At 63.0% G+C, this 10,235-nt stretch carries 7 protein-coding genes and 1 pseudogene; all 8 read right to left on the bottom strand.

From position 1 onward, the window contains the following. Window positions 1-605: pseudogene (locus LU684_RS29455) on the bottom strand (glucose-6-phosphate isomerase); the annotation flags it as partial. A 237-nt stretch (window positions 606-842) separates the two neighbouring features. After that, complete coding sequence (gene panC / locus LU684_RS29450; RefSeq protein WP_016489156.1) at window positions 843-1,706, bottom strand: pantoate--beta-alanine ligase; 864 nt, start codon at window positions 1,704-1,706, stop codon at window positions 843-845. After that, window positions 1,703-2,503, bottom strand: coding sequence for a 3-methyl-2-oxobutanoate hydroxymethyltransferase (gene panB, locus LU684_RS29445; protein ID WP_060519961.1), 801 nt, complete (start codon window positions 2,501-2,503; stop codon window positions 1,703-1,705). Before panB ends, panC begins: the two co-directional genes overlap by 4 nt. A 262-nt stretch (window positions 2,504-2,765) precedes the next feature. After that, a complete protein-coding gene (folK, locus tag LU684_RS29440) occupies window positions 2,766-3,245 on the bottom strand; it encodes a 2-amino-4-hydroxy-6-hydroxymethyldihydropteridine diphosphokinase (RefSeq protein ID WP_016489154.1) in 480 nt (159 codons plus the stop codon). After that, the gene (locus LU684_RS29435) at window positions 3,242-4,624 is read right to left on the bottom strand and encodes a polynucleotide adenylyltransferase PcnB (RefSeq protein ID WP_016489153.1); all 1,383 of its coding nucleotides are present in this window, start codon (window positions 4,622-4,624) and stop codon (window positions 3,242-3,244) included. Before LU684_RS29435 ends, folK begins: the two co-directional genes overlap by 4 nt. Window positions 4,625-5,597: 973 nt before the next feature. Beyond that, window positions 5,598-7,043, bottom strand: coding sequence for a sigma-54-dependent transcriptional regulator (locus LU684_RS29430; protein ID WP_016489152.1), 1,446 nt, complete (start codon window positions 7,041-7,043; stop codon window positions 5,598-5,600). 4 nt (window positions 7,044-7,047) lie between these two features. Further along, entirely contained in the window at window positions 7,048-10,023 is a 2,976-nt protein-coding gene (locus tag LU684_RS29425) for a sensor histidine kinase (protein WP_016489151.1), read from the bottom strand. Further along, window positions 10,007-10,183: a hypothetical protein gene (locus LU684_RS29420; RefSeq protein WP_003250005.1), complete on the bottom strand. Its 177-nt coding sequence runs from the start codon at window positions 10,181-10,183 to the stop codon at window positions 10,007-10,009. The genes LU684_RS29425 and LU684_RS29420 overlap by 17 nt, the downstream gene beginning before the upstream one ends. Window positions 10,184-10,235: the final 52 nt, after the last annotated feature.

Below are 10,235 nucleotides of genomic sequence, written 5' to 3'. Positions count from 1 at the left end.
GCGCGCAGGTTGGCCGAGAGCTCGTGGAATTCACTGCCGTCGATGTTCGCCAGGTAGTGGCAGCGTACGCCACGCTGGGCGTAAGGCAGTAGCGCTTCGGAAACCAGCTCGGGGCCGAGGAACGAGCCACCGATACCGATATTGACCACGTCGGTGATCGGCTTTTCGCTGTAGCCGCGCCACAGGCCGTCATGGATGCGGCCGACCAGTTCGGTGATCTGGTTGAGTACCTTGTGCACTTCCGGCATGACGTTCACGCCGTTGACGCTCAGCTTGTCGCCCACCGGCCGGCGCAGGGCGGTGTGCAGCACCGGGCGGCCTTCGGAAGCGTTGATGATTTCGCCGCTGAACATCGACTTGATGGCGTCCTGCAGGCCCACTTCGTTGGCCAGGTTCACCAGCAGGTCGCGGCTTTGTTCGGTGATCAGGTTTTTCGAGTAGTCGAGGAACAGGCCGCAGCAGCTCAGGGAGAACTGGTCGAAGCGTTGGGCATCGGCGGCGAAGGCTTCGCGCATGCTGAAGCCTTGCATGGCGTCGCGGTGTTGCTGAAGCGCCTGCCAGGCGGGCAGCGCCGTCACATCGTGGGGTGTACGGTAATACGCCATTGCGCGGGGTTCCCTTGGTGCGTGATGAGGCCTTGGACACGGCAGTCATTGCCGGGTTCAGGCTGGCATCATTATAGGCAAAGGCCACGCACTGGGAATGGGTATGGCAGGGTGATTTTGGGGAGCGCTTTGCGCCCCATTCGCGGCACAAGGCCGCTCCCACAGTTTCTGTGTCGGGCTTGAGGGCTGTGGGAGCGGGCTTGTCCCGCGAATGGGCTGCATAGCAGCCCCAGGCCGTTATGCGGTCTTTTCTTCCACATGCAGGTAAAGGTTGTCGATCAACCTGGTGTTACCCAGATAAGCCGCAGCAATCACCACCAAATCGCGATCATCGATCATTGCCGGGCGTAGGCTCACGGCATGGCGCACTTCCAGATAATCTGCGCGCAGCCCCGCAGCACTCAGCTGCGCCTGCCCCGCGGCGACCAGCGCGGCAAAATCCCGTTGGCCACGGCCGATGGCCGCTGCGATGTGCTGCAGCGTGCGGTACAGCACCGGCGCGGTCGCACGCTGCTCCGGCGTGAGGTAGCCATTGCGCGACGACAGTGCCAGGCCATCCTCGGCACGCACAGTGGGCTCGCCAATGATCTGAACCGGCATGTTCAGGTCGCGCACCATGGCGCGGATCACCGCCAGTTGCTGGAAGTCCTTTTCACCGAACACGGCAAGGTCTGGCTGGACCATGTTGAACAGCTTGCTGACCACGGTGGCCACACCTTCGAAATGCCCCGGCCGGCTGGCGCCGCACAGGCCTTCGGACAGGTGGGGCACGCTGACGCGGGTTTGCACGCTCATGCCGTCGGGGTACATCTCTTCCACGGTGGGCGCGAACAGCAGGTTGCAGCCGGCCTGCAGCAGGCGCTCCTGGTCTGCGGCCAGGGTGCGCGGGTACTTGTCGAGGTCTTCGTTGGCGCCAAACTGCAGCGGGTTGACGAAGATGCTGGCCACCACGAAATCGGCGCGCTGCGCAGCCTTGGTTACCAGGGCCGCGTGGCCGCTGTGCAGGTTGCCCATGGTGGGCACGAAGCCGATGCGTTTGCCTTCACCGCGAGCGCGGGCGACGGCGGCGCGCAATTCGCGGACGGTCTTGACTGTATTCATGCACTGAACCCGTGTTCGCTACCAGGGAAGCTGACTTGCTTGACCGCCTCGACGTAAGCGACGAGCGCGCTGTGGATATCGGGCTGGCCTTGCATGAAGTTCTTCACGAACTTCGGCACTCGGCCGCTCAGCGACAGGCCGAGCATGTCGTGCAGTACCAGCACCTGGCCATCGGTGGCGCTGCCGGCGCCAATGCCGATCACCGGGATGCCCACGGCGTTGGTGATTTCTGCCGCCAGTTCGCTGGGTACGCATTCGAGCAGCAGCATGGCCGCGCCGGCCTGTTCGAGGGCGATGGCGTCGGCGCGCATCTGCCGGGCCTGGGCCTCCTGACGGCCTTGCACCTTGTAGCCGCCCAACACGTTGACGGTCTGCGGGGTCAGGCCCATGTGTGCGCACACCGGCACACCGCGCTCAGCCAGCAGGCGGATGGTTTCGGCCAGCCAGGCGGCGCCTTCGATTTTGACCATGTGGGCGCCGGCGCGCATAAGCGTGGCGCTGTTGGCAAAGGCTTGCTCCGGGGTGGCGTGCGCCATGAATGGCAGGTCGGTGAGTATCAGTGCACCGTCATTACCGCGTTTGACGCTGGCGGTGTGGTAGGCCATGTCCGCCGTGGTGACCGGCAGGGTGCTGTCGTGCCCCTGCAGGACCATCCCCAGCGAGTCGCCTACCAGCAACACTTCAATGCCGGCCTGGCTGGCGGCCTTGGCGAAGGTCGCGTCGTAGCAGGTCAGCATGGTGATTTTTTCACCCTTGGCCTTGAGGCCATTGAGGGTGGTAAGGGTTACTTCAGGCATGTCGGAAAATCCTCGTTCAGGCGCTGTAAAAAACGACTGCATTCAACGCGTGTAGTCATCTTCCGGAGCGGCACATCATCGCGCGTGATGTTCGGGCACAGGTCCGTCCGGGCCTAAATACGGGTATGCGGCACTTTGGGGCTGCACGGGACGCCTATAGTCGTGAGCGAGGTGGGGGAAGTCAATCACCCTGTTACCGCATTGTTACGATCAGGGTGTTACTGGCGTTACCGTGCCAGTGTGCAACGCTGGAACGCCCGGTTTACAGGCGTTCAAGGCCGACGAACGGGCAGTCGCCGAGCAATTGCGCGAGGGCGCGGCCATCTGCCAGGTGGAAGTCGTCCGGCACCAGTTCGGCCAGTGGGTACAGCACGAAAGGCCGGGCATGCATGTGGTAATGCGGCACTTTCAGGCGTGGCTCGTCGAGTACCAGGTCACCGAACAGCAGGATGTCCAGGTCCAGCGTGCGCGGGCCCCAGCGCTCCTTGCGCACGCGGCCCTGGCCGTTCTCGATGGCTTGCAGTGCATCGAGCAGCGCCAGAGGCGGCAGTGCGGTGTCCAGGGCGGCGACAGCGTTGGTGTAACGCGGTTGGCCGGGCAGCAGCGAATCGCTGGTGTACAAGGCCGAAGCCGCCACCAGGCGAGTACCCTCCACCTGGTCAAGCGCCTGCAAGGCACTGCGCAGTTGTTCGGCGGGTGCGTCCAGGTTGCTGCCCAGGCCGACGTAGGCGCGAGTCTTCACTCGGACGCCTCGTCACCACCGCGTTTGCGTTTGCTGGTGCTGCGTTTGCGTTTGCGCGGGCCGGCACCTTCGTCACGGCTGCCCAGCTCGCGAATCATCTCGCGACGCTCGCTGTCGTTGGCATCCTGGTAGTCGGTCCACCACTGGCCGAGGTCGTCGGTATCTTCCCCGGCGCTTTCACGCAGCAGCAGGAAGTCGTAACCGGCGCGGAAGCGAGGGTTGTCCAGCAGCATGTCGGCGCGTTTGCCGCTGCGCCGTGGCAGGCGCTCCTGCATGTCCCAGATCTCGCGGATCGGCAGCGTGAAACGCTTGGGGATGGCGATGCGCGCGCATTGCTCGGCGATCAGGTCGTGGGCCGCGCCGTTCATGGCGGGAATCGGCGGCACGCCCTGGTTCTGCAGGTGCAGCACGCGGGCCGGCAGGGCTGGCCACAGCAGTGCGGCGAACAGGAACGCCGGGGTTACCGGTTTGCCCTGCTTCACCCGCAGGTCGGTGTTTTGCAACGCTTGGCTGATCAGTGTGTGGGCGTAGGTCGGGCGCTCGTCCAGGGCGTGTGCGCTGGCCGGGAACAACGGCTCGAACAGCTGCAGGTCGACCAGCATCTCGAAGGCCATGGCGCCTTGGCCTGAGAGGAACAGCTTGAGGCTTTCCTCGAACAGGCGTGCGGGCGGAATCTCGCGCAGCAGCGGGGCAAGCTCGCGGATCGGCTGGACCGTGTGCTTCTCGATACCGAAGTCCAGCTTGGCGGCAAAACGCACCGCGCGCAGCATGCGCACAGGGTCTTCCTGGTAGCGGTGGGTCGGGTCGCCGATCAGCCGCAGCAGGCGGTTGCGCACATCGTGCACACCGTTGGCGTAATCGAGAATGCGCTCGCTGACCGGGTCGTAGTACAGGGCATTGATGGTGAAGTCGCGGCGTTGCGCGTCTTCTTCCAAGGTGCCGTACACGTTGTCACGCAGGATGCGGCCACTGGAATTGTGCGACGAACGGTGGCTGTCGCCCTGGTCGTCTTCCGAGTGCGGGGCGCGGAAGGTGGCAACTTCGATGATCTCACGGCCGAAATGCACGTGGACCAGTTTGAAGCGGCGACCAATGATGCGCGCGTTACGGAATTCGGCACGGACCTGTTCGGGGGTGGCGCTGGTGGCGACGTCGAAATCTTTCGGCGTAATGCCCAGCATCAGGTCGCGGACACAGCCACCGACCAGGTAAGCCTGGTAGCCGGCGCTCTGCAGGCGTTCCACGATATTCACCGCGTGGCGGCTGAACTGGTGGCGCTGCAGCGAGTGCTGGCTCTTGTTGATCACCTCAGGCGTAGTGCGCCTGTGGTGCGTGCCCGGTACGGGCGGGCGGAAAGACTGGAACAGCTTCTTCAGCATGGGATGCACTGTGTGAAGGAATGTTCGGCCAATAATAGGAGAATGGCCGCATGATGGGCGGGGATTCTAGCATTTACTCGGGGAATGGTGTAGGCGGGTAGCAGGATGCCTGCCAGAAGGGTAGAAACGACAAGGGGAGCCTAAGCTCCCCAAGAAGTCGTTGCGTGCTCTTATTGTTTTTTTTGCTGGGCTTTTTGTTTTTGTTGAGTGCCCTGTCCACAAATCTCGAAGCTTGTGGACGACCCCCAATCCAGGGGTTAAGAGCAAACGGATTGCTTTGACCGCTGATGTCACGTTGATCTGTCGATCCAACCAGTTCAGGCGCTGCTTTTTAGTGCAGTTTTTGTTGTTCTCTGCCTGGTCGTGGGGCAAGCCCCAAACACGCATCCTCTCCAAAAGAATCAGTTAGCTGCGCCTCCGCCGTCTTGTTTTTATTGTGCGTGAGCCGTTTCGTCTTGTTCTTATTTTAGGTTGCAGTGCTTGTTATTGTTTTTGTACTAAGCATATAGCAGGTGCCGTGCCAACTTTTGCAAACCCAGTAAAATCAAGGGTTTGAGGCATTTCAGCAGTTTTCACGACGCTCAAAATGTCGCAATTTCGTTACCGTACGCCTCGGGAACTGTTACGGCGGAAAGGTTGGGTAACAGATTTTTGTGGGAACTGATGTGTTACCTGGGGTGTTTCCGGGCCAGATGTGTTCGCCACACCCCGTTCAGCGCCTGTGAGATCGAGCGCCGCCCGCGCGGCGCTTCGCGGGGCAAGCCCGCTCCCACATTTGTTTCGGACCAATCAATCCTGAGGCATCGGAGCTCGCCCCTCTGTTGTTCCATTCAATCACGTCGTGCAGCAAGGGGCCGCGCGCCAATGGTGGCAGGAGATATTGGCCCGAAACAGATGTGGGAGCGGGCTTGCCCCGCGAAGCGCCGCGCGGGCGGCGCTCGATCTCGAAGGCGACAACAATGCTGTGCCGAACTCAATTATCGCTGGTAGCGTTGCTCTTGCGCCGTGGAATGCCCAGGCGCTGGCGGCGTTCCCACAGGCACTTGCGGCTGACGCCAAGCTTGCGTGCCAGTTCGGTCTCGGTCATGTGGTCCTGATGCTCGAGTACGAAGTGCTGGAAGTAGTCTTCCAGCGACAGGTCCTCGGTCGGCTCGTGGCTGGCATTGGCAGCGCTGGCCACCACCAGGGCGTTGTTGAGGATCTCGTCCTCTTCCAGGTCGCTCAGCTCGATGTCGATGCCCAGCAGTTCGGCAGAAATTTCCGCGCTCTCGCTGAGGATCACCGCGCGCTCCACGGCGTTTTCCAGCTCTCGCACGTTACCCGGCCAGCTGTAGTGACGAATGGCTTGCTCGGCTTCGGCCGAGAAGTGCAGGTCGTCGCGGCCAATACGCGCGCTCTGGCGCGCCAGGAAGGCGCTGGCGATTTCGTTGACGTCGCTGCCGCGCTCGCGCAGGGCAGGCAGTTTCAGGGCGATCACGTGCAGGCGGTAGTAAAGGTCTTCGCGGAACTGGCCGGCCTTGGCCAGGTTCTTCAGGTCGCGGTGGGTCGCGGCGATCAGGCGCACATCGACCTTTTGCGATTGCACCGAACCCACCCGGCGAATCTCGCCTTCCTGCAGCACGCGCAGCAGGCGGGCCTGGGCTTCCAGCGGCAGTTCGCCGATTTCGTCGAGGAACAGCGTGCCGCCGTCGGCGGCTTCTACCAGGCCCGCACGCCCGGCGCTGGCGCCAGTGAACGCGCCTTTTTCGTGACCGAACAGTTCGGACTCGATCAGTGTCTCGGGGATGGCTGCGCAGTTCACCGAGATCATCGGTGCCTTGGCGCGGCGCGACAGGTTGTGCAGGGCGCGGGCCACCAGCTCTTTACCGGTACCCGATTCACCCTGGATCAGCACGTTGGAGTCGGTGGGCGCAACCTTGCGGATCTTGCTGTACATGTCCTGCATCGGCGGGCACGAGCCGATGATGCCGATTTCGCCATTGGCCGCAGCCGCGCTGCCTTTGTCGGCCGGGGCGGCCTTGCCATTGGCGGCGCGTGGCTCGGCAGCCGGTGCGGCGGCCGGGGTGTTCTGCCGGTCGCGCAGGATACGCGCCACGGCCTGCAGCATCTCGTCGTGGTCGAATGGCTTGGCGATGTAGTCCACCGCGCCCATTTTCATCGAGTCTACCGCCGAGCGCAGGCTGGCGTAACTGGTCATGATCAGCACCGGGGTGCCCTGACCAAGCTTGATCAGCTCGGTACCGGGTGCGCCTGGCAGGCGCAGGTCGCTGACGATCAGGTCGAAGGTGGCAATGCTGAAGCGTTCCTGGGCTTCCTGCACCGAGCCGGCTTCGCTGACCTGGTACTGGTTCCGCTCGAGCAGGCGACGCAAGGCCGAGCGGATGATGGTTTCGTCTTCGACGATCAGAATATGCGGCATTGATTCAATTCTCTCGACGGTCTCGAATTTCAGGGGACGTCGCTACGACATGCCGGGGCAGGGTCACGCGGATCCGGGTGCCACGTTGCCGTTCGATATCGGCCGGGCTGTCGATGGTGATTTGCCCATAATGCTCTTCCACGATGGAATAGACCAGAGCGAGCCCCAGTCCGGTTCCCTCGCCAGGGTCCTTGGTGGTGAAGAAGGGCTCGAACAGGCGGTCCATGATGTTCTTCGGTATCCCGCTGCCCTCGTCCTCGACGATCAGGTCGACGGTGTGTTCGCTGACCTCGGTGCGCACGCGCACGGCACTGCCGGGCTTTGATGCGTCGCGGGCGTTGGAGAGCAGGTTGATCAGCACCTGGGCCAGGCGCTGCGGGTCCCCTTCGGCCCAATGGTCGGGGTTGCAGAGGTTGAAGAACTGGACTTCGAAATTGCGCCGGTTCAAGGCCAGCAGACCGATGGCGTCCTGCGCCACTTCGGCCAGGCACACCGGTTCTTCGCTGTTCTGGTGGCTGCCGCCGGCATGGGCGAAGCTCATCAATGACTGGACGATGCGCGACACCCGCTTGGTCTGGTCGAGGATCTGGCTGGACAGCTCGATGATTTCGCCATCGCCCTCGCGTTCCTCGCGCAGGTTTTGCGCCAGGCAGGCGATGCCGGTTATCGGGTTGCCGATTTCGTGGGCCACGCCGGCGGCCAGGCGCCCAATGCTGGCCAGGCGCTCGGAGTGCACAAGCTTGTCTTCCAGTGCCTGGGTTTCGGTAAGGTCTTCCACCAACAGCACAAGGCCGCTGTTACCGGGTGCCAGGGGCTCGTCAATGGCTGCCTTGTGCAGGTTCAGCCAGCGCGGTTGCCCGTCCAGTGCCAGGCGCTGCTTGTGCAAGTGCTCGTCGGGCAGGTTGATGAAGCCTTGCAGCAGGCCGCGCCAGGGCTCGTCGATGGTGAGCAGACGCGAGCCGACCACGTGCTTGGCGGCGATGCCGGTGAGCTCTTCCATGGCCTTGTTCCACATCAGGATTTCCTGGTCCTTGGCCAGCGAACACACGCCCATGGGCAGCTCTTGCAGGGTCTGGCGATGGTAGCGGCGCAGGGCGTCGAGCTCGGCGGCCAGGCCGGTCAGGCGCGAGTGGTAGTCTTCCAGGCGGCTTTCGATGAAATGGATGTCTTCGGTCACATAGTTTTCGTTACCGGACTTGTAGGGCAGGAAGGTTTCGACCATGTCCTGGGCCACGCTCGGGCCCATCAGGCCGGACAGGTTGGCCTCGATGCGGTCGCGCAGGCGGCGCAAGGCGTAGGGGCGGCGCTCGTCGAACGGTAAGTAGAGGTCACGCAGGGCCTGCTCCACTTCTTTTTGTGCAGCCTTGGCACCCAGCGGCTTGGCCAGTTGGGTGGCAAACTCCTGCGGCGAGGCGGCGTGCAACTCGCGGCGCTGCGGGCGGCGTACGTTGTCCACGGCGCAGGCTTCTGCCGCGCTGACTTCTTCGCTGCTGGCGTTGGTGAACAGCGAGATCAGGGTGAACAGCAAAACGTTGGCCGCCAGCGAGGCAATGGCCGCCATGTGCCAGCTGGTATCGTCCAGCACATAGATCATGTCCAGCAGCGGTATATAGAAGCCCTGCAGGTTGCCCAGCAGCGGCAGCAGCATGGTCACCATCCACACCAGGGTGCCGGCCAGCAACCCGGCGATGAAGCCGCGCCGGTTGGCGGTGGGCCAGTACAGCACCGATAGTACGCCCGGCAGGAACTGCAGGGTGGCGACGAAAGCGACAATGCCCAGGTTGGCCAGGCTCTGGTGGTTGTTCTGGGTCAGGTAGAACATGAAGCCGGCGGTAATGATGGCGACGATCAGCGCGCGGCGTGTCCACTTCAGCCAACGGTAGATGTTGCCTTCGGCCGGGGGCTGGTACAGGGGCAGCACCAGGTGGTTGAGGGCCATGCCTGACAGTGCCAGGGTGGTGACGATGATCAGGCCGCTGGCGGCTGACAAGCCGCCGATGTAGGCCAGCAGCGCCAGTGCTTCGTTGTTGGCGGCAATCCCCAGGCCCAGGGTGAAGTACTCGGGGTTGGTGCTGGCGCCCAGGCGCAGGCCGGCCCACAGCACCAGCGGCACGGCCAGGCTCATCAGCAGCAGGAACAGCGGCAGGCCCCAGCTGGCACTGACCAGCGAGCGTGGGTTGAGGTTTTCGGTGAAGGCCATGTGGTACATGTGCGGCATGACGATGGCCGAGGCGAAGAACACCAGCAGCAGGGTGCGCCATGGGCCTTCCTGCAGCGGGGTGTGCAGGGCGGCCAGGGCGGTCTGGTTCTGCAGTAGCCAGACCTCCAGCTCGTGCGGGCCACCGAATACGCCGTACAGGGCGTAAAGGCCTATGCCGCCCAAGGCCAGCAGCTTGATCACCGACTCGAAGGCGATGGCGAACACCAGCCCTTCGTGTTTTTCGCGCGTGGCAATGTGTCGCGAGCCGAAGAAGATGGTGAACAGAATGATCAGCGTACAGAACGCAAAGGCTACCCTGGCCTTGACCGGCTCACCGGTGAGGATGCTGATCGAGTCGGCCACCGCCTGTATCTGCAGCGCCAGCAAGGGCAACACGCCTATCAGCATGATGATGGTGGTCAATGCGCCGGCCCAGGTGCTGCGAAAGCGGAACGCCAGCAGGTCGGCCAGCGATGAAAGCTGGTAGGTGCGGGTGATCTTGAGGATCGGGTAGAGCAACACCGGTGCCAGCAGGAATGCGCCGGATACCCCCAGGTAACAGGCCAGGAAGCCATAGCCGTACTGGTAGGCCAGGCCCACCGAGCCATAAAAGGCCCAGGCACTGGCATACACGCCCAGCGACAGGGTGTAGGTGAGGGGGTGGCGAATGATCGAACGCGGGATCAACCCGCGCTCGCTGATCCAGGCCACGCCAAACAGCACCATGAGGTACCCGGCGCTGATCAGGATCATCTGGGTCAGGCTAAAGCTCATCGGCATCTCGTTGGCTCTGCAGGATGAAGGTGACGACGATCAGGATCAGCCAGAGCAGGTACGGGCGGTACCAGGCTCCGGTCGGTTCGATCCACCAGTCCATGATGGCCGGGGAGAACAGGTAGATCCCCACGACCAGAAGCAGGACCAAACGATAGATGTACATGCTGGCCTCGATGGTTGGGCGCTGCGGGCTTGGACTTATTATTGGCGCAAAT

It is taken from the genome of Pseudomonas sp. NMI542_15, assembly GCF_021283425.1.
In the GTDB taxonomy this organism is placed as follows: Bacteria; Pseudomonadota; Gammaproteobacteria; order Pseudomonadales; family Pseudomonadaceae; genus Aquipseudomonas; species Aquipseudomonas fortuita.
The sequence above is the reverse complement of the archived record's forward strand: the minus strand, read 5'-3'. Positions and strand labels throughout refer to the sequence as shown.

Excerpts from the sequence above, each read along its gene's own strand:
- panB (WP_060519961.1), bottom strand. The coding sequence starts at position 2,503 with ATGCCTGAAGTAACCCTTACCACCCTCAATGGCCTCAAGGCCAAGGGT.
- panC (WP_016489156.1), bottom strand. The coding sequence starts at position 1,706 with ATGAATACAGTCAAGACCGTCCGCGAATTGCGCGCCGCCGTCGCCCGC.
- LU684_RS29435 (WP_016489153.1), bottom strand. The coding sequence starts at position 4,624 with ATGCTGAAGAAGCTGTTCCAGTCTTTCCGCCCGCCCGTACCGGGCACG.
- LU684_RS29425 (WP_016489151.1), bottom strand. The coding sequence starts at position 10,023 with ATGCCGATGAGCTTTAGCCTGACCCAGATGATCCTGATCAGCGCCGGG.
- LU684_RS29420 (WP_003250005.1), bottom strand. The coding sequence starts at position 10,183 with ATGTACATCTATCGTTTGGTCCTGCTTCTGGTCGTGGGGATCTACCTG.
- LU684_RS29430 (WP_016489152.1), bottom strand. The coding sequence starts at position 7,043 with ATGCCGCATATTCTGATCGTCGAAGACGAAACCATCATCCGCTCGGCC.